The organism is Paenibacillus sp. 7516, from assembly GCF_002272715.1.
Taxonomy (GTDB): Bacteria; Bacillota; Bacilli; order Paenibacillales; family Paenibacillaceae; genus Paenibacillus; species Paenibacillus illinoisensis_A.
This window is the reverse complement of record NZ_NPBI01000033.1, coordinates 127,714-146,669: the sequence shown is the minus strand read 5'-3', so window position 1 is coordinate 146,669 and position 18,956 is coordinate 127,714. Positions and strand designations below refer to the sequence as shown.

16 protein-coding genes are annotated in these 18,956 nt (G+C 46.9%); 9 read left to right on the top strand and 7 right to left on the bottom strand.

Features of this window, described 5'->3' with window-relative positions; all coding sequences use genetic code 11:
* Positions 1 to 74 precede the first annotated feature (74 nt).
* Positions 75 to 329 carry a YuzB family protein gene (locus CHI14_RS24510; RefSeq protein WP_095292110.1) on the top strand — a complete coding sequence of 85 codons (255 nt, stop codon included), beginning with the start codon at positions 75 to 77 and terminating at the stop codon, positions 327 to 329.
* On the opposite strand, the gene CHI14_RS24505 is transcribed toward CHI14_RS24510, so the two are convergent.
* Positions 326 to 1,387 (bottom strand): NAD(P)/FAD-dependent oxidoreductase, encoded by a 1,062-nt coding sequence (locus tag CHI14_RS24505; protein ID WP_095292109.1) that lies wholly within the window; start codon positions 1,385 to 1,387, stop codon positions 326 to 328. The genes CHI14_RS24510 and CHI14_RS24505 overlap by 4 nt on opposite strands.
* A 216-nt stretch (positions 1,388 to 1,603) precedes the next feature.
* Positions 1,604 to 2,710, bottom strand: a complete 1,107-nt coding sequence (mqnE, locus tag CHI14_RS24500) for an aminofutalosine synthase MqnE (RefSeq protein WP_095292108.1) — start codon at positions 2,708 to 2,710, stop codon at positions 1,604 to 1,606.
* A 472-nt stretch (positions 2,711 to 3,182) separates the two neighbouring features.
* Here mqnE and CHI14_RS24495 point away from each other — a divergent pair, with 472 nt between their 5' ends.
* Positions 3,183 to 3,539 (top strand): HesB/IscA family protein, encoded by a 357-nt coding sequence (locus CHI14_RS24495; RefSeq protein ID WP_095292107.1) that lies wholly within the window; start codon positions 3,183 to 3,185, stop codon positions 3,537 to 3,539.
* Positions 3,540 to 3,672: 133 nt separating this feature from the next.
* On the opposite strand, the gene CHI14_RS24490 is transcribed toward CHI14_RS24495, so the two are convergent.
* On the bottom strand, positions 3,673 to 5,958 hold the full coding sequence (locus CHI14_RS24490; RefSeq protein ID WP_170948262.1) for a helix-turn-helix domain-containing protein: 2,286 nt from the start codon (positions 5,956 to 5,958) through the stop codon (positions 3,673 to 3,675).
* 349 nt (positions 5,959 to 6,307) lie between these two features.
* Here CHI14_RS24490 and CHI14_RS24485 point away from each other — a divergent pair, with 349 nt between their 5' ends.
* From CHI14_RS24485 to CHI14_RS24460, 6 genes are all read left to right on the top strand, one after another.
* A complete protein-coding gene (locus CHI14_RS24485; protein ID WP_249281230.1) occupies positions 6,308 to 7,231 on the top strand; it encodes an ABC transporter permease in 924 nt (307 codons plus the stop codon).
* 13 nt (positions 7,232 to 7,244) lie between these two features.
* A complete protein-coding gene (locus CHI14_RS24480; protein WP_095292103.1) occupies positions 7,245 to 8,126 on the top strand; it encodes a carbohydrate ABC transporter permease in 882 nt (293 codons plus the stop codon).
* Between the two features lie 35 nt (positions 8,127 to 8,161).
* Complete coding sequence (locus tag CHI14_RS24475) at positions 8,162 to 9,775, top strand: extracellular solute-binding protein (RefSeq protein WP_095292101.1); 1,614 nt, start codon at positions 8,162 to 8,164, stop codon at positions 9,773 to 9,775.
* A gap of 50 nt (positions 9,776 to 9,825) precedes the next feature.
* On the top strand, positions 9,826 to 10,869 hold the full coding sequence (locus CHI14_RS24470; protein WP_095292100.1) for a Gfo/Idh/MocA family protein: 1,044 nt from the start codon (positions 9,826 to 9,828) through the stop codon (positions 10,867 to 10,869).
* A complete protein-coding gene (locus CHI14_RS24465) occupies positions 10,866 to 11,888 on the top strand; it encodes a Gfo/Idh/MocA family protein (protein WP_095292099.1) in 1,023 nt (340 codons plus the stop codon). The genes CHI14_RS24470 and CHI14_RS24465 overlap by 4 nt, the downstream gene beginning before the upstream one ends.
* A 189-nt stretch (positions 11,889 to 12,077) precedes the next feature.
* Positions 12,078 to 12,719 (top strand): NAD(P)-dependent oxidoreductase, encoded by a 642-nt coding sequence (locus CHI14_RS24460; RefSeq protein WP_095292097.1) that lies wholly within the window; start codon positions 12,078 to 12,080, stop codon positions 12,717 to 12,719.
* Between the two features lie 135 nt (positions 12,720 to 12,854).
* On the opposite strand, the gene CHI14_RS24455 is transcribed toward CHI14_RS24460, so the two are convergent.
* The 3 genes from CHI14_RS24455 to CHI14_RS24445 form a co-directional block, all read right to left on the bottom strand.
* Positions 12,855 to 13,340, bottom strand: coding sequence for a hypothetical protein (locus CHI14_RS24455; protein ID WP_095292096.1), 486 nt, complete (start codon positions 13,338 to 13,340; stop codon positions 12,855 to 12,857).
* 147 nt (positions 13,341 to 13,487) lie between these two features.
* Positions 13,488 to 14,468 carry a glycoside hydrolase family 53 protein gene (locus tag CHI14_RS24450; protein WP_337034629.1) on the bottom strand — a complete coding sequence of 327 codons (981 nt, stop codon included), beginning with the start codon at positions 14,466 to 14,468 and terminating at the stop codon, positions 13,488 to 13,490.
* A 420-nt stretch (positions 14,469 to 14,888) separates the two neighbouring features.
* On the bottom strand, positions 14,889 to 15,116 hold the full coding sequence (locus CHI14_RS24445; RefSeq protein ID WP_095292093.1) for a hypothetical protein: 228 nt from the start codon (positions 15,114 to 15,116) through the stop codon (positions 14,889 to 14,891).
* Positions 15,117 to 15,366: 250 nt separating this feature from the next.
* Between CHI14_RS24445 and ppk1 the strand changes: the two genes are divergently transcribed.
* Entirely contained in the window at positions 15,367 to 17,448 is a 2,082-nt protein-coding gene (gene ppk1, locus CHI14_RS24440; protein ID WP_095292092.1) for a polyphosphate kinase 1, read from the top strand.
* Here the strand turns inward: ppk1 and CHI14_RS24435 are convergent.
* Complete coding sequence (locus CHI14_RS24435; RefSeq protein WP_095292090.1) at positions 17,408 to 18,934, bottom strand: Ppx/GppA phosphatase family protein; 1,527 nt, start codon at positions 18,932 to 18,934, stop codon at positions 17,408 to 17,410. The genes ppk1 and CHI14_RS24435 overlap by 41 nt on opposite strands.
* Positions 18,935 to 18,956 lie beyond the last annotated feature (22 nt).

Genomic DNA, 18,956 nt, shown 5'->3' with positions numbered 1-18,956 from the left:
CAACTCCTTTCCTCTATATATTATATTACAATTGGCCGTAAATTAAAATGGTCAAACAAAGCAGGTGAACCTACATGAGACCGATTATTGAATTTTGTGCCAACAATATGCATTTTGGCACAGATGAAGTCATGGAGCAACTCGAAGAGAATCCAGACTATGATGTGATAGAATACGGCTGCCTCAGCAATTGTGGCCAATGTTATATGACTCCTTTTGCACTGGTCAATGGTGAAGTTGTCATCACGGACAAAGTGGAAGATTTATATAACGCCATTCTGGCTAAAATTGCCGAAGCCGATGCCTGGAATGAGCTCGATCTCGACTAACCGAGATGACGCTTGGACATCCAGAGCACGCCGCTTTTCAAGATACGAGGTACACGTCCCATCATGGACGTTTTGCCCATCAGCCCAAACCCAGCCTTCTTGCCGAGTGCACCTAGCGTGCCACGGAGCTTGAGCGGCTGCGGGTTGGGCTTTTCGCCTTTCCAGAGGGCATGCTGAATATGAGCGATCTGTTCACCCTGTACTTCTGCAGCCTGACCGCTTGGTGCATAAGGTACACTGGCACAGTCACCGACTACATAAACATCTGTGTATTCAGGAATTTGATAATACTCATTCAGTACAACCCGGCCCTGAGGGTCCTTTGTAACGTCGAGATCCTGCACAACTTTAACGGGCTGAATGCCAGCTGTCCATACTACAGCATCCGTCAGAATTTCTTCATCCCGGTTATAGATCGCGTTCCCTTCAAGACGAGAGATGGCGACATGTCCGCGTGTCTCTACCTGATGTTCGTTAAACCACTCATGCACGTAAGCGGACAATCGCTGCGGGAATGCCGATAATACGCGTTCACCTCGGTCCAGAATACTAATGTTGAGATCGGGTCTGCTCTCTCTCAGTTCGGCAGCCATCTCGACACCGCTCAAGCCACCACCAACAATATGCACGTGTCCGTAAGCTTTAACTTCGTTCAGACGGAGGTAGGTTTCCCGCGTTTTGCTAAAACTTTGAATGGTACAGCTGTATTCTTCAGCTCCCGGAGTATTGTGGAATCGATCTGTACAGCCAAGTCCGATGACAAGCTTGTCATACTCCAAAGGATCCTGGCCTTCAAATTCAATCTGACGCTGTTCCAGATCAATCGAAGTGACCTCTCCATAACGGTAAGTGACTTTCTCATGGACTGGAAATTGGATGCGCAGGTCATAGTCGGATACGGTGCCTGCTGCGAGTGCGTAATATTCGGTCTTCAATCCCTGAAAGGGGCTCCGGTCCACCAGCACAATTTGTGTATCTGACGGAATTTTGCCTTCCAGAAGTTCCTTGATGATCGTGAGGCCGCCATAGCCGCCCCCGAGAATGACGAAATTTTTCATGACTCGGCTTCCTTTCTGCATCAGTCCCGTATGATCGGGGCTGTAACCTGTGGAGCAGCTATGCTTTCACATAGCTGCTCCTTATGTTTTATTGTAATTATTATATCGAAAATTGTGGAGTCTAAAATTAGAGGTATTATACCCACTTGATGCATCGATTCGAATGGTCGTTCTCCTGTTATGGATGAAAGAGGCTATCGAGACGATGCAGCAGGTTTATTCGTATACTTGAATTTCGTTGTAGAAGGTATCGCGTTCAACAGGAATGCGACCAGCGCCCTTAATCAGCCATATGAGCTCTTTGCGGGTGAGACCTTCAGGCGTTAAGGCTCCTGCGGCATGACTAATCCGTTCGCGAACGATGGTGCCGTGTGCATCCGAAGCACCGAATCCAAGAGCGACTTGAGCCAGCTGTGGACCGATATTGATGAAGTATGCTTTAATGTGGTCAATGTTATCCAGCATGAGGCGGCTAATCGCAATGGTTTTAAGATCCTCGTACGCCGAGTTACGGCGCATAATGCTGGCATTTTTGCTCTTAGGCTGCATGGAGAGTGGAATAAATACCATAAAACCGTTGGTTTCATCCTGCAGTTCGCGAATTTGTGCCATGTGGTTAACGCGATCCTCGTAAGATTCAATCGATCCATACAGCATTGTAGTATGCGTACGCATGCCCAAATTATGAGCGGTACGGTGTACCTCAAGGTAGCGATCCACGTTTGCTTTGTCGACACGCATTTTTTTGCGGTATTCATCGGACAGAATTTCTGCTCCGCCGCCTGTCAGTGATTTCAGGCCTGCTTTTTGCAGCTCCTGCAGTACTTCCTTAATGCTGAGTCCGCTGATGCGAGTGAAGAAATCAATCTCTGCTGCCGTATAAGCTTTCAATGTTACATTCGGATATTTTTCGTTTAAAGCACGCAGGGAATCGACATAATATTGAAAAGGCACATGGTTATTATGTCCGCCTACAATATGGAACTCACGTACGCCCGGGTGAATATGCTGCTCTACGTACTCGATCATTTCCTCTCCCGACAACGTGTAGGAACCTTCTTCGCCCTGGTCTTTGCGGAAGTTACAAAAAGCGCAGTGTGCTTCGCAAACGTTAGTGAAGTAAAGACTCATGTTTTCAATAAAATACACTTTCTTGCCGTTCTTGCGCAGGTTGGCCTCATTGGCCAGTTGGCCGAGAGTCAGCAAATCATCCGTTTGATACAGATAGACGCCGTCTTCTACGCTCAGCCTTACGCCGTTCTGCACTTTCTCAACGATTTCCGCCATTCTATTGTCTGTGAATGGTGTTACCAATGTAGACATTTGGTTTCCTCCTGTTCTTAACCGGATTTGAGTTAAATGTAGGTCTTGTTTACAGAACTACATAAAAAAGATGCGGTCATCTGCCGCCTCTTTAGAGGACTAACCCTCCATTACCCGGTGCAGCATATGCTGCATGTGTAAAGCTGAATTTTTCTTTAAGTTTTTGGCCGAATGGTTGTAAAATCTAAAAGTGAGTCTGATGACTCTATATGCATTGGGGACTGCGTGGCAGTCTCGAAATGTGAAAAAAATTACAACTCCATATATGATCATCATTTGAATAAGTCATGACAAAATATTGACATTTCAGAGCGATCACCTATCCATTATAAACCTCGTGTCCCGGGGGTTCAATACACTGGCAAGAAAAAGGAGCCAGGACAGACACAGAATAGGGATAAACATGGCTTGAGCCTCTTGACGGGGTGGAGTATAATTTAAAGAGAGTTAACGAAAAGGAGAGTGACCTGGCATGATTAGCATCAGCGAAACAGCTGCCGAGCGATTGAAAGAGATGCTTTCACAGCAAGAGACACCTGACATGTTCCTGCGTCTGGGCGTCGCACCGGGAGGTTGTACCGGATTTTCGTACGCCATGGGCTTTGATGATAAAGAATCCGATGAGGATATTTATATGGATATTCACGATATGAAGGTTGTAGTCGAGAAAGAAAACCTGAAATATCTGAATGGTCTTGAAATTGATTTTGAAGAGTCCGGTATGTCCGGCGGCTTCACCATCCATAACCCGAATGCGGTTGCGACATGCGGCTGCGGTTCTTCTTTCCGTACGCGTGAAGAAGCTGGAGTACCGGATAAGGATTGTTAAGACTTTAAATGTCTAAGACATCTGCTACAAATTATGAATCAAGACCTCTATCACGTAATAGTCTAACTAATTACGTGATAGAGGTCTTTTTGTCGTGGCAGGAGGTCTAGTCCTGCTCACTGCTCAGAAAACATCAGTCCACATGTTTCCGCTGTTGGTGGACTTCCATAAAATGTTGTTTTCGGTAGGCACCAGGCGAGATGCCATTTGTCTTTTTGAAAAGGCGATTAAACGAAGTGATATTCTGGTACCCGACGCGGACACTGATTTCGTTGATGGTCCAGTTCGTCGTAGCCAGCAATTCGCAGGCTTTGCGCATGCGAATTTTTTGCAAATGCTCGCTGAAGTTGATGCCGGTTTTATCTTTGATATACACAGACAGATACGTCGTTGACAAATTCAGTTTCTCGGACAGATATTCGAGTGAAATATCCTCCATATAATGAGAGTTGATGATTTCGTAAAACATGGCGATGGCAGGTTCTTCGGGTGCAGGAAGTCTGCTGTCACGCATGATGGTCAAAACAGAGTTAACGATGTGCTTGAAAACAGTCTCATAATCTTCCCGCGTATGACAATCCTGAAGCATATCTTCCCATTCACGCATTGGTACTCCAGAGGCTTTATAAGACAGCTGCTGATCCATGATTTCAACGATATAACTCATTATAGAGAGAGCCAATTGTCTGAATTGCACCACGCTAGCATCCTTTTTGCCGTAATAGACGAGCGATTGATGAATCCATTCCATGCAGGCTTCTTCTTCCAGTGTGTGCAGTGCCTGATCGAAGTCACGTCTCCGCTTTACCAAAGGCTGATCCAAATCGGGCAGGGGACGTGCCTCGCTGATTAGTTGGGTTTCGTCCAGCAAGCGAGCTTCTGAAGCCAGGTCCCGTAATTGCTGATAGGTTTCACTGAATTTAGTCGGTTGATCCGTAGCTGGAAGGGTACAGATAGTCACGACATAATAATGTTTTTCCTCATCAAGGCTTGCTTTAAGCTGTTCTAACAGCGTTTGAAGCTGGGAGGCTGGAGCTTCCTTCAATACAGAGACAATCTCGTTTTTCTCCATTTGGAACGTGTGATTGGCATGGAATTTCTCTTTCGTTTGCAGATGAATGTAATCCAGCAAGTGACGAACCGCCCGTTCCCGGTCAAGAGGCATAGTGCCTTTCTCTGATATTCGGAAACGAATATCGTAATACACTATCTGATAACTTCCTCCATCTGCCAGAAAATCGTTCCACTCACTAAGATCCGTATTGATGTTCTTCAACTGGTTCATATAGGAGTAGTTGGTTAGAATGGCGTTCTGGCGATTAAGTTTGGCAACAATTGTATCTTTTTCTTTTTTTAGCTCCCCAATTCTGCTCTGAATGAGATCATATTCCAGAATGTGACTCTCTCCCTGCCTGAATTCACCGACATCATTTAGTGATGTACGGTCTAGCAGCGAGGATAACATATCCTTGACCGGGGTATGCAGACGTCGGCTTAGATAAAGGGATACCAGAGTTGCTGCCAAAAGGGAAAAAACAAAGATAAGAATCATATAACCGGTCAATCGCTGCAGCTGGTCTGTAATACGTGTATCTGCCAGTGATGTGATATAGATAAGCCCATCAGCAGCCTCCGCTTTGAAATAATATCTCCCATTCTGCTTGTGTGTTGTCTCCCCTTCTTGAAAAACAGGCATCCTTGCTTCTGCTGAAGTGGAACCTGAGTGGTACAGGATGTTGCTCTGTTGATCTGTAATGGTCAAAGTATGTCCGTCCGTGGTACCGAAAAAGGATTGTACGGCTTTCCGTATATCAATCATGGCAATGATTTGATAAGCAGAGCCAGGGTTTTTGAACGTATACGGCAGCAAAAGTCTGCTCTCGGGAGAACCTGCCTTCATTTGAAAGGAGGCAGCTGGCAAAATCAGGAACGTACTGGGCTCCGAGCTGAGTGTATTCCAATGTTCCAATGAATAGATGTCGCTTTGGTAGGATGTATTGAACATGTAGTCCGAGCTGCCACTTCCTGATTTACCGAGCGACAAGCGTTCATTGGGAAAATGGACGATAATATCTTCCAGCAAAAACAACGAATTATACACATATCCCCGAATATCCTTCATTACATTTTTTGCCTTTAGGTAGTCCGCCTGTTGAAAGCCCACTCTCTGGAGCTGTCGATTGAAGGCAACCAGATCCTGATTGTTGTACACATGGAACAGCATGATCTGAATTTGCTCCATGTGATTGGAGAAGCGTTCCGCTGTGTTCTTTGTTTCGTTATGACTGTTCTGAACGATTTCCTCCTGAAGGCTCGTTTTGAATACATAATAAATCAGAATATAGAATAGGCAGAACAGCGATATAATCGCCAAAAAGCTGACAAATATTTTGAAAAACAGGGTTCGTTTTTTATTCATGATCCAGTTCATAAGACAACCCCTCATTTTCATTCTTCTAGAGAGAACAAGATTATCTGGCCCATTCTACGCGTGAACTGTTAAAACGCAGGGAGTAAAATATGAACGCACTGTAAAAAGGAGCTATACCTTTTTTGCGAAAATGGCTGTTTTTTCAGGAATAATCACGAATTATGTAAATTTCGCAAGGATAGACCAGAATCTCAAAAACGGTTTATACCCAATCGCGCCGAAGGGCTGTAACATTCGAAGTGCAGCCAAGCCCGTCGTAATAAGGCAGGCAAAAAAGGGGGGATTGCTGATTTTGGAACAGACGACATCCGTTAACGAGCAGGCACACGGGAGTCGAGTGAGTGGAAGCCGTGCGAAGAAATCCCGTTTTCGTTCGTTTCGTAGAAATTGGGATTTGTATCTGTTATTTTCGCCTGTCATCATCTACTTTGTTGTTTTTCATTATGTACCCATGTATGGTGTGCAGATTGCGTTTAAGGACTTTATCGCCAACAAAGGCATTACCGGAAGTCCATGGGTAGGATTCAAACATTTTGAACGGTTCTTTGACAGCTTTTATTTTTGGCGAATCATGAAAAATACGCTTGGCATTGGTCTGTACGAATTAATTGTTGGCTTCCCTATTCCCATTTTACTTGCGTTAATGATCCATGAAGTCAGATCCGGGAAGTACAGAAAATTCGTGCAGACAGTGACCTACATGCCTCATTTTTTATCAACGGTCGTTATGGTCGGTATGATTATGATGTTCCTGTCTCCTGTCAGTGGATTAGTTAATTTGGCAATTACCGCTCTGGGTGGAGAAGCCATTTCGTTCATGACGGAGCCGGGTTGGTTCAAGAGTATATTTGTGTGGTCAGGTATATGGCAGACGATGGGATGGAGCTCGATCATCTATTTGGCCGCGCTTGCCGGAGTAGATCCACAGCTGCATGATGCAGCCAAGGTGGATGGAGCCACCAGGCTTCAACGCATCTGGCATGTGAACATTCCGGGGATTGCTCCAACCATGGTCGTGCTTTTAATTCTTAATGTAGGGTCCATTATGGGTGTGGGGTTTGAGAAAGTATTCCTGATGCAGAATGCGTTGAATATGGAAGCATCGGACGTTATTGCAACCAATGTATACCGCAGCGGTATTTTGGGTGCGCAGTACAGTTACTCTGCAGCTGTGGGCCTGTTCAACTCGGTTATCAATTTTATATTGCTGCTGACCGTTAACCGGATTGCCCGCAAAGTCAGCTCGAGCAGTCTATGGTAAGGGAGGTGAGGGGATGGCACAAAGTCGTGGTGACCGGGCAGTCGAATGGATGATCTATGCAGCTCTGGCGCTGGTATCTGTAGTGGTATTGTATCCCGTGTTTTTTGTGGGGATTGCGTCGATCAGTAATCCGGAAAATGTGATGCGCGGGGAAGTCTGGTTGTGGCCCAAAAACCTCTCGTTGGTTGGTTATGAACGTCTGTTTGCGAATAGCGAACTGATGAAGGGCTATGGAAACACCTTGTTATACACGGTTGCGGGAACCATGCTTAATCTGGTGATGACCATTGCGGCAGCATACCCGTTATCCAGACCCGATTTTAGAGGCAGAACGGTTTTTACCATTCTGGTTGTGTTTACGATGTTTTTCAGTGGCGGGATGATTCCAACCTATCTGCTCATCAAGGATCTTGGGATGCTTGACACCTTCTGGGTCATGATTATTCCGTCGGCATTGTCTGTATGGAACATGTTGATTATGAAGACATTCTTCCAGAATTCTATCCCGAAGGAAATTCAGGAAGCTGCTTTTATGGATGGTTGTTCGAACATGAAGGTGCTGCTGCGAATTGTTCTGCCCTTATCCGGCCCGGTATTGGCCGTAATGGTTCTCTTTTACGCGGTGGGGCACTGGAACAGTTATTTTAATGCCTTAATCTATTTGTCAGACCGGGACAAGTATCCGCTGCAGTTGTTTTTACGCGAAATTCTGGTTCAGGGACAGATGCAAGAGATGGTGGATATCAGTGACGACTCCCTGGCCAGAAGTATGATGGATGCTGAAGCCATCAAATATGCCGCTGTAATCATTACGAACCTGCCTATGCTGATTCTGTATCCGTTCTTGCAAAAGTACTTCATTAAAGGAATCATGATTGGTGCAGTTAAAGGGTAAATCATAATTCATTTTTTATAAAGGAGTGCATATGGATGTTGTTTAAAAAGTGGGGCAGCTTGACCTTATCCATTGTAATTACAGCGGGAATAATGGCTGGTTGCGGTTCAGGAGAGACGCCGTCAGAACAGGGTCAGGACAGTCAGGCCAATCTGAATGCTACTGGCATGCCGGTCGTGAAGGAACCGATTGAATTGGATTTTTTTACAGGAAAATCGACCACCAATGGAAGCAAATTTGAAGAAACGCTGATCTGGAAAACGTATAGTGAGATGTCGAACGTCAAAGTAAACTTCAATCTGGTTCCCTTTGAGACTCTGACCGAGAAGAGGAACCTGGCTCTGGCAGGTGGAGATTACCCGGATGTATTTTATTCGGCTCGTGTGACTTCGGATGAATTGACCCGCTATGGTGCCCAGGGTGTGTTTCTTCCACTCAATGATCTGATTGAACAGTATGCCCCAAATTTTAAAAGGTTAATGGAACAGTACCCCGATATTCGTAAAGGACTGACGATGCCGGATGGAAACATCTATTCCATGCCGTCCTTCTATGATCCGGCACTATTATCCATGCTGATTGGTGCACCGCTGTGGATTAATGAAGATTGGTTGGAGCAGCTGAACATGGAAGAACCGGATTCAACCGAGAGCTTTTATGAATATCTGAAAGCCGTCAAAACGACGGATCTCAATGGTAACGGCAAAAACGATGAGATTCCTTTTAGCGCAACAGGCATTACGGGCATTATTGATCATGTCAAAGGAGCATGGGGCCTTGGTAACCGTGGACTTGGACACAAGTTGGTTGATGTGGAACCCGGCACAGGTGAGCTTCGCTTCACCAAAACATTGCCTCAGTACAAGGAAGTGCTGCAATATGTGAACAAGCTGCATCAGGAAGGACTGCTGGATCCCGAGATATTTACACTGGATGGCGGAGCCCTGAATGCAAAAGGTCAGGCAGGAACGCTTGGTGCCACAACGGTGCCTAATCCGGAGACAGTGATGGGGCAAAAGAATTTCATCGGTCTTGGAGCCCTCGAAGGCCCTGACGGCGAACAGTTGTATTCCCATGTGAAAGTGCCTATGGTGCATGTGGGCGCCTTTGCGATTACGGACAAAAACGAGAATCCTGAAGCCACGATCCGCTGGATGGATCATTTCTATAGTGATGAAGGAGCCCTGCTCTACTTTATGGGGAAAGAAGGGGAAACCTATGAAAAGGATGCAGAAGGAAATCTGCAGTATACGCAGGATATCACATCGAATCCGGACGGGCTGACCCAGGATCAGGCCTTAGCCAAATATTTTACGTGGCTCGGCGGTAGCTACCCGGGTTTGGTTAAAGAAGATTACTTCAAAGGTTCGGAAACTCTACCAAGCTCACTACAGGCAGCCGACAAGGCGAAAGATCATGCTGTAGAAGACATCTGGTATAACTTTAACTTCACGCAGGAGGAATCCGAATTCATGTCCTCTGTCGGCAAAGACATACAGGATTACGTGACCGAGATGGAAGCGAAATTCGTGAATGGAAGCGCAAGTTTTGATCAGTGGGATGAGTATGTGAACACCCTAAACAAGATGGGGCTGGAGGAGTATATGAAGGTATATCAAGCAGCCTATGACAGATATAAGACAGAATAAGATATGAATTGAAGACTCGAACAAAGACCTGAATGAAGGAGGGATAAGCTGTGAGAGTTGCTGTACTGGGGTGTGGAACGATGGGAGGAGTTCATGCGAGAAGTTATGCCAAGTTGAAAGACGTTGAACTGGTGGGTGTTTGTGATGTCGAGGAGGACGAAGCAGTCAGGCTGGCTAATGCATGTGGAACGACGGCGTACAGCCGTTTCGAGGATATGCTGGATGAAGGGCGTCCGGATGTGGTGAGCATCTGTCTGCCTACATCGCTGCACTGTATGTATACGGTGATGGCTGCTGAAGCGGGCGTGCATGTGATCTGTGAGAAGCCTGTTAGTTCAACGGCCAAAGAAGCTGAAATGATGGATGTCATTTGTCGTGCTAATCAGGTGCAGTTGTTGATTGCCCATGTGGGCCGCTTTTTCCCTGCCTATACTGATGTAGCCCGTCAGATCAAAGCTGGGGTAATAGGAAAGCCTGGGGTTGTTCACGCCAGACGTATCGGGCCCCATCCGGGGCTGATGAAGAACTGGTACAACAATGAGTGGGACAGCGGTGGTGTCATTATGGATCTAATGATCCATGACATTGATTATATGCGCAGCCTGCTTGGAGAGGTGCGCTCCGTATATGCCCAGCGTAGAACCTCTCCTCACCTGGATTATGCCTGGGTAACCTTGAGATTCGAACAGGGAGCCATTGCCAATCTGGAAGGCATGTGGGGATACCCGGGACCATTTCAGACAGCAATGGAATTCGCAGGCGATCGGGGAGTCATCCATGCCAATTCTGAAGTGGCCAAATCCGTGATGATTCATCGGGCTGTGGGATCAGCGGAGCGCATGTCAACGGCAGGGGCAGACCCGAGCAGGGAGCATACACCTATCGTTTTACGGAAAAGTCCTGAGTTTCAAACTGCCTATGACCGTGAATTGTCTCATTTCATCCAATGTATCCAGTCCGGGTCTCAGCCGGAGGTCACTTTCCAGGATGCTTGTATGGCTTCCAAGGTTGCACGGGCTGCACTCGAATCTGCTCATAGCGGACTGCCTGTAAACATGTTGGGTTTCGAGGAAAAAGGGGGATTAATCGGATGAAACGGCTACGTATTGGTATGATTAGCTTCGCACATTCTCATGCCTTCAGCTACTATCGTGAGCTTGCCGCGATTGAGAATGCGGAGGTCGTTGCCATCGCTGATGAGAACAGGGAGCGGGTCCAGAGCCTTCTTGAACATGGGCATCTCTCCTACTACGATGATTATCGCGATATGCTGAAGCTCCCTGAGATTGATGCTGTGATTATATGTTCAGAGAATGTGAATCATGCGAGCATGGTCATGGATAGTGCCCGCGCGGGCAAGCATGTTTTATGTGAAAAACCACTTGGAGTAGCTATGGATGAAATGAAGATTATGATCGAAATCTGTTCCAAATACGGGGTGCAGCTGATGACTGCATTCCCCTGCAGATATTTGCCTGCCGTAGTGGAGACGAAGAAGGCGCTGGAACGAGGAGACATAGGGCAAGTCGTTGCGGTTAAAGGATACAATCGCGGGACAGCACCAGAAGGATGGTTTGTGGAGTCTTCTCTATCCGGCGGTGGAGCAATCTTGGATCATACGGTTCATATCGCTGATCTGCTTCGATGGTTGTTTAAGCGGGAACCGCTAGCGGTATATGCGGAGCAAGGGCACCTGTTTCATGATCTGGAAGTGGAAGATTCGGGGATGGTGCATATCGAATTCGAACAGGGAATGATTGCGTTCATTGATACAAGCTGGTCGAGAAACCGGAACTATCCGTTCTGGGGAGATATGAAGCTGGATATCATCGGTACGGAAGGTGTCATACATATGGATGCTTTTGCACAGACGAATGGGGTATACAGCGATCTGGAGGATAAAGCAAGATGGAGCTACTGGGGAGAGCGTATGAATTATTACATGCTGCAGGATTTCGTGGATGCTCTTGTAGCTGAAAAAGGTGTTCCCGTGACCGGGGAAGACGGTTTGCTGGCCACTTCCATTGCCTTGGCGGCGTACGAGTCGATTCAAAGAGAAGGCAAAGTGACCATGGAGCAAGAGAACGAACATGAAGCTCTGGACGGGCAATAATATATGTGAACCCTAAATTGAAGACCCGCAATGATGAGGATCGTCTGTAATTGGATAACCTATCAGGGTCTTTTTTGTTTTGAAGAAACAATCTTTTTTGACATGGATGAATAGTTGACAAAGTTAGTTGTAACTAATATAGTTACAATATAAGTTATACCACAAATCAAACTTAAAGGAGAGATAGTGATGAAAATCGGAATTATTGGCGCAACAGGCAAAGCAGGTAATCTGATCCTGAAAGAAGCAGCGAGCAGAGGCCATGAAGTAACTGCAATTGTACGTAACGCATCCAAGGTGGAAGACAAAAGCCTGAACGTATTGGAGAAGGATGTATTCGATCTTACTTCGCAGGATGCTCAGGCATTTGATGTTATCGTTAATGCATTCGGTGCACCTGCCGGAAAAGAACATCTGCATGTAGAAGTGGGACAGGCTCTGATCAACATTCTGAAAGATGCTCCTCAAACTCGCCTGATCGTAATAGGCGGGGCTGGCAGTCTGTTCACCGATGAGACGCACTCCCTGCGTGTCGTTGATGCGCCAGGGTTCCCTGATGCATACAAACCAACAGCGACAAACCAAGGGAAAAACCTGCAGGACCTGCAAGCATCCTCCGGAATTCAATGGACATTCCTTAGCCCGGCAAGCTTCTTCAATCCAGATGGTGCACGCACTGGGAAATATCAAACGGGTAAAGATCACATCATTCTGAATAGTGAAGGCAAAAGTTACATCAGCTATGCAGACTATGCCATTGCCTTAGTGGATGAAATTGAAAATGCAAAACACAAAAACGAACGCTTTACTGTCGTAGGCGAAGCGAAGTAACCCTGTTTAGCCATAAAACTAATAAGGACGCTGATCAGTTCAATAGATCAGCGTCCGGTTCATTTATAATAGAGTTGTGGATGTAGCTAATGCTGCGAAAGAATTAAGTATACGTTTTACTGAATTTTCGGCGGATTAGATGATATCTGTGGGCTCGGCAATGCTTACCGTATCCATACCATCAGCACCATCAACGGCATCGATGACACCCACAGCAAGAGTAGTCACTGCGGCCGCAGCCAGAAGATGCTTGGCGCCAAGCTTCACTCGGGCCATATCTTCTTCTTTCATGCCTACGACAACATCTTTGCCACCGTTATATACATATTTGGCTGAAACGGCAACGCCCTTTGCCGTGTTGGTCACGGCATCTCCCAAATCGGCAAGTCCTGCCTCGACCGCAGCATCATCTTTTCGAATGGCACCGCTGGCCAGATCATATGTACCACTTGCTAATTGTCCTACCGTTTTCCCCGTGTTAATCGTAGCTTTCTCTACGCCGTTGCCAACCTCCTTAATGAAGGGGCTGCCTGCGATCTCACCGACAACCCTTACGCTGCCGCCAAGTACTTTTCCGGTAACTTCCCCTGCGAACTGGCCTAATCCTTTTAAAAAGCTCATCCCTAAACCTCCTCTAGAACTGATAAGTTCTCTAGTAGCTTATTATATTCGTATGCATGCAAAAAAACCAACGATGTCAGCCCAGGCATCGTAAAAAAGGCACTGCCCCACACGGGGATCAGCGCCTCTTCGCATACTCGGCTATGCCTAGTCGATAAATCCTTCCATGACCACTGTCGGCATCATATTCGACTGCCAAGCGCCTTTGCCGTAACCACCGTTATACCCTGGAGTAGCTTGCGGCTCCCAGTAAAATACGCCTTTTCCTTTGCCGTTTGGCAGGTTGCGGATTTGATTTTTCATGGCGGCCACGAAGCTTTTGCCTGCAGCAGCCTGATTATTGTCCATGCCGATCTCCGAGATGATGATTTCTTTGCCGTAGCGATTGATCAGGTCTTTCGCATTGTTCACCGTGTTCGTCACCGCTGTGTTCCAGCCGGAAGCCGAGGGATAGAGGGACATGGCAATCATATCGAAGTTAGCGCCATTATTGATTAATCCACCAATATTCCATACATACAGTGCGTTATCGTCTCCACCTGCCAAATGCACGATTGTTTTGGTTCCAGTGCTCATGGACTTAACGGCATTATGGCCTGTGTTCACCAGCCAAGCGTAATTTTTCATGTTCGTGGAAGCCTTGCCGTCCTCCCATAACATGCCGTTGCTCGTTTCGTTTCCGATCTGCACCCAGTCAGGCGTTACCCCTTTGCTCTGCATGGCCGTCATCACGTCACGTGTATGATTCCATACCGCATCCATCAGCTGTTGGAACGTGTAATTTTTCCAGGCAGCCGGTTTGGTTTGTTGACCAGGGTCAGCCCAAGAATCACTATAGTGTAAAGTCAACATGACGCTCATGCCCGCATTCTTGGCCCGCTGTGCCAAAGCTGCGGCGCGATCCTTATTCATATATCCGTTGCCATAATCATTGGACGGATTAACGAACACCCGAATACGAACCGAATTGATCTGATAATCATTTTTCAAAATATCAATAATGTCACGCTGTACACCATTTTTGTCTTTCCACTTGTAACCTTGCGCTTCCATGCCCGGTACCCAACTGATATCCGCCCCTTTGGCGAAGCTGGGAGCTGCGCCGGCATGCTGACCTGCCGGCAGCATAATGGAAGTGAACAACAAAATGAGAACAAGGACAATCGAAGTTTTGTAACCCCTTACAAATCTGACCATTAAAATATTCCTCCCTGAATATTAGAATGAGTTGCAATCTAATTATAGGCGGGAGGTGCTGTGCCACTACAGGGTTCATTTCCAATATTTTGGTTGTTTTTTAAACCACTCTTACACAAAAAAGGACAAATAAAAAAAGCCGTCCGAAGACGGCCTTTCTACCCGTGGCGCTTATTAAAACCTTGATCCGTATCCCGCGCCTCCACCAGTCTCATTTAATTTGAGCTAGTGGATCGGGTAAGGGACACGTTCAACATGTGATTAGAAATGTTGACGCACCTCCTTTCCTTGTGGCAAGAGTATACAATACCTGGTTTCGGAAAGCTAGTCTTTTTTTCGTATTAACGCAAATTATTTTTCGGTCTGGAACATCGTCATATCTCGTGCATAATGACTCTTCGTTCCGTTCTCGTTACGAATACGCACGCTATCTTCGCTGATCCGCTCGACAATCCCGCGACCCACTTCGCAATATACACCAGCCGGGTCCTCTTGCCATGCCGTTACGACACATTGGGAGAGGGCGGCAGTGAAAAACTCTATATTTTTTTGTAACGTTCTAGGTTTATTCGATTTCATTATATACTCCTTTAATAACGACGTATTTGGAAGAAGAACAGCAACCCGGACCAAATCGCACTGTACCTCACTTTACTCTGTCTACTGTACTTTGTAAAGGGATGGAAAAAGTTATCGTCATGAGGTATCATTTACATAAATTTTACACTGCTTTTACACTGCGATGACGCTTGTATCCAATCACGGATAGTACAATTATAGTCGAACCAACTAAACAAGGATTGATATGCAATACATTCGGAGGCCATACATGCATAGAGATATTAAAACAGGCAACTATGTTAACCGTGACTTAAGCTGGGTTGAATTTAATCGTCGTGTGCTTCAGGAGGCTCAGGATCCCACCACACCTCTGTTGGAGCGGTTGAGATTCCTCGGAATTGTAGCCAGTAATCTGGACGAGTTCATGAGTGTAAGGGTAGCAGAGACGAAAGAGAAAATTAAAGCAGGGTTTACCCAAAAGGATTTCTCAGGATACACCCCGTCCGGTTTATACCGGAGATTGATCAAACGAACAGGTGCCATGGTGGCTGAGCAATATAAAACGTATCGGGAATTGATTCGCCTGCTCGCCAAAAAGGGAGTTGTTCTACAAGAGTATAACGAGCTTAATGGAACACAGCAACGGGCAATGGATCAATATTTTCACGATATTATTTTCCCGGTACTAACACCCATGGCCGTGGATCAGAGCCGACCATTTCCACTGGTGCATAACAAATCGGTCTATCTCGCCGTGATGCTTCAGAAGGAAGAGGAGCAGGAGGATGAACCGTTTTTTGCGATTGTTCAGGTACCATCCAATCTGCCTCGTGTCGTTCCCGTACCTTTGCGTGCAAACAGCAAAAAGAAAACATTCATTTTAATAGAAGATCTAATTAAACATCATACACATACCCTGTTTAGCGGATATATTCCGCTGGCTGTGCAGGAATTCAGGCTGACCCGTAACGCGGACCTCTCCATTAATGAAGAGGAAGCGGAGGATTTGCTGGAAGCCATCGAGAAGGAATTGCGGCGTCGTCGCCGGGGAGCTCCTGTTCGGCTGGAAGTGCGTAAGGATTTTCGTTCAGATGCACTGCTTGAATTGCAGGAGGAATTCGAGATTCAGGATCCGGTATATGAAATTGATGGTCCGCTGGATCTGAGTTTCCTGGCTGGATTTGTAGACAGCATCGAGGGCTTCTCTCATTTGAAATATAGCCCGGTTCAGCCGGTGTATCCACCGGAATTTTTACCCAGGGAGAGCCATTTTGAACTGCTGCGCAAACGGGACGTACTCGTGCATCATCCTTATGAATCGTTTGAACCCGTCACAGATTTTGTCCTTGAGGCATCGGAAGATCCACGAGTCATGGCGATCAAGATGACATTGTACCGGGTAAACGGGGATTCACGTCTTATCCCGGCCCTGGCTCATGCAGCAGAGAGTGGCAAACAAGTGACCGTTGTGGTGGAGTTGAAGGCACGCTTTGATGAAGAACGCAACATTGCTTGGGCGCGCAAGCTGGAAAAGGCAGGCTGTCACGTTGTATACGGTTTGGTTGGTTTGAAGACCCATGCAAAAATTATTCTTGTTGTGCGCAGGGAACAGAATGGCTTAAGACGCTATGTGCACGTTGGAACAGGCAACTATAACGAGAGTACGGCGAAGGTCTACACTGACGTAGGACTGTTCACCTCCAATCCGATCATTGGTGAAGATGCTTCGGAACTCTTTAATGAAATAACCGGTTATTCGGGACCGAAGGCCATGCAGGCATTCCGCGTTGCTCCGGATGGCATGAAGGATGAACTGTTTTCACTCATACGGAGGGAGACAGAGCATGCGCTTAAGGGGAAACGGGCCCGCATTATTGCCAAAATCAACTCGTTATCTCACCAGGATATGATTGATGAATTATATGTTGCATCCCAGGCTGGTGTACAGATCGATTTAATTGTCCGCGGCGTGTGCTGCCTTCGCCCAGGTGTTGAGGGACTCAGCGAAAATATTCGGGTGATCAGTATTGTGGATCGATTTTTGGAACACTCTCGCCTGTTTTACTTTGAGAACAGCGGGAACCCGGATGTATATATCTCCAGCGCGGACTGGATGACCCGGAATCTGAAACGGAGAATTGAACTGATGTGCCCGGTATTTGACCCGTCACTCAAGAAGATGCTTGTCGACATCCTGAATCTGTCCCTGAATGACAATGTGAAGGCAAGGGAATTGATGCCTGGCGGCAATTATGTCTTTGTGGAAAACGAAAAGCCCCCGCTGAGAAGTCAGACGGAGGCAATGGGCATTATTCCTTGGAAGCCTGCAGAGTGGAGTATGTCAACTTAACGTCCCAAGCTTCTTCCAGATCCTTGGCGGCCTCTTCCAGGCCATGCATTTCCAGTAACGGCTCAGCTGAGCAGATGAGTTTGATCTGCAGCGAGCCGTTTTCTTTGGTTACACGTATCGCAGAGACTCGCTCTGAACGATGAATAGCCTCGGCTATGCGCAAGATGGAGCCCAGTCGGTGAGCGTGTTGTTCATCCGAATCCTTCAGAATGTCCCGGTGCTTATTCAGCAGCTGGGGCGTTCTTTTTTTGGGATGATAATCGGCTGCAATAGCAGTCAACACGGTCTCCCGGTGTGAAAGTCCGTATATGCCCGCATTCATGATCCAATACGCCGAGTGCTGAGGATAACGGAAATAATTGATTTGTTTTCCTGCCCCATGAAGCATGCAGGCGGTATACAGGATTCGTGCATCTGCTGGTTTGGGTGTGTCCCCATCCAATGCCTTATAGAGCACGGTTGCATCCTGATGGATTTGTTTCAACTTCTTCTCCGGAACTGGCGGGCCAAAATGAATAAAGTTGCGGATGCTGTCCTCAAGTGCAGTAGGAGCAGCTGGCCGGTAGGGCTCCATCAGATCACGTAGAATTCCGTCTCGGAGTCCCGCTCCGCTTACAACATAACGATCTCCTTGAATCATCTCAAAGACCGTTCTGAGAATCAGAACACCTGGCACAATGATGTCAGCACGGTCCTTTGCCAGACCAGGCACCTTTTTGCGCTGACCAGATGTCAGATAAGGCAGGGATTTGGACAGGTTCTCCATCGCTGGAGCACTGATCTCGTAGTGGTGGGTTACGGGTAAAGAGTATTGTGTTCTTTTTTGCTCAATTTTGGCCAGAGTACGCATGGTACCTCCAAGACCGATGAGCGGAAGACCTGGATGCTGACGGACCCAATCCTGATCCTTCAGTGCCTGAATGACATCATTGCACAGCGCATGAACATTTGCTTCAGACCAGGAATCCTCCCCGCCATACCTGGCATGCGAGTTTACGGCACCAATGGGCAGAGAGATACTGTGGAGTCTTTTGCGATCACGAAATACGGTTACCTCCGTACTGCCGCCACCGATATCCACCACATAGCCCTCCTGCAGGTCAATAGACTGAATAACCCCAAGAAAGCCGTAATACGCTTCCTGATCCCCGGAGGCACATTCGATCTCAAGTCCAGTCTCCTCTTCAAGCCAGCCAATGATCTGCGCAGCATTGCGTGCATTGCGAATGGCAGCTGTTGCCGCAGCACGGATGACTTTCGTTTGGAATGCGTCACAAGTAGCCTTGAATTGCTGCAGGACCGTGATGGCTTGGTCCAGCGAATGACGCAGAATCTGTCCATCCTCTTCAACCACGTTGCTGAGGCGGGCAGCATATTTATCTTCATGAATGATCCGGTAAGCTCCTTCATGATCCAGTTCGTAAATGACGAGACGAATGGAGTTGGAGCCAATATCGATAATGCCGAGGGTTCCTTTTGAGTTCATATGCATCTCCTTCTAGACAGGT

Coding starts and splice junctions, on each gene's coding strand:
- CHI14_RS24465 (WP_095292099.1), top strand. CDS start 10,866: ATGAAACGGCTACGTATTGGTATGATTAGCTTCGCACATTCTCATGCC.
- CHI14_RS24510 (WP_095292110.1), top strand. CDS start 75: ATGAGACCGATTATTGAATTTTGTGCCAACAATATGCATTTTGGCACA.
- CHI14_RS24495 (WP_095292107.1), top strand. CDS start 3,183: ATGATTAGCATCAGCGAAACAGCTGCCGAGCGATTGAAAGAGATGCTT.
- CHI14_RS24455 (WP_095292096.1), bottom strand. CDS start 13,340: ATGAGCTTTTTAAAAGGATTAGGCCAGTTCGCAGGGGAAGTTACCGGA.
- CHI14_RS24450 (WP_337034629.1), bottom strand. CDS start 14,468: ATGCTGCCGGCAGGTCAGCATGCCGGCGCAGCTCCCAGCTTCGCCAAA.
- CHI14_RS24475 (WP_095292101.1), top strand. CDS start 8,162: ATGTTGTTTAAAAAGTGGGGCAGCTTGACCTTATCCATTGTAATTACA.
- mqnE (WP_095292108.1), bottom strand. CDS start 2,710: ATGTCTACATTGGTAACACCATTCACAGACAATAGAATGGCGGAAATC.
- ppk1 (WP_095292092.1), top strand. CDS start 15,367: ATGCATAGAGATATTAAAACAGGCAACTATGTTAACCGTGACTTAAGC.
- CHI14_RS24480 (WP_095292103.1), top strand. CDS start 7,245: ATGGCACAAAGTCGTGGTGACCGGGCAGTCGAATGGATGATCTATGCA.
- CHI14_RS24460 (WP_095292097.1), top strand. CDS start 12,078: ATGAAAATCGGAATTATTGGCGCAACAGGCAAAGCAGGTAATCTGATC.
- CHI14_RS24435 (WP_095292090.1), bottom strand. CDS start 18,934: ATGAACTCAAAAGGAACCCTCGGCATTATCGATATTGGCTCCAACTCC.
- CHI14_RS24445 (WP_095292093.1), bottom strand. CDS start 15,116: ATGAAATCGAATAAACCTAGAACGTTACAAAAAAATATAGAGTTTTTC.
- CHI14_RS24490 (WP_170948262.1), bottom strand. CDS start 5,958: ATGAATAAAAAACGAACCCTGTTTTTCAAAATATTTGTCAGCTTTTTG.
- CHI14_RS24505 (WP_095292109.1), bottom strand. CDS start 1,387: ATGAAAAATTTCGTCATTCTCGGGGGCGGCTATGGCGGCCTCACGATC.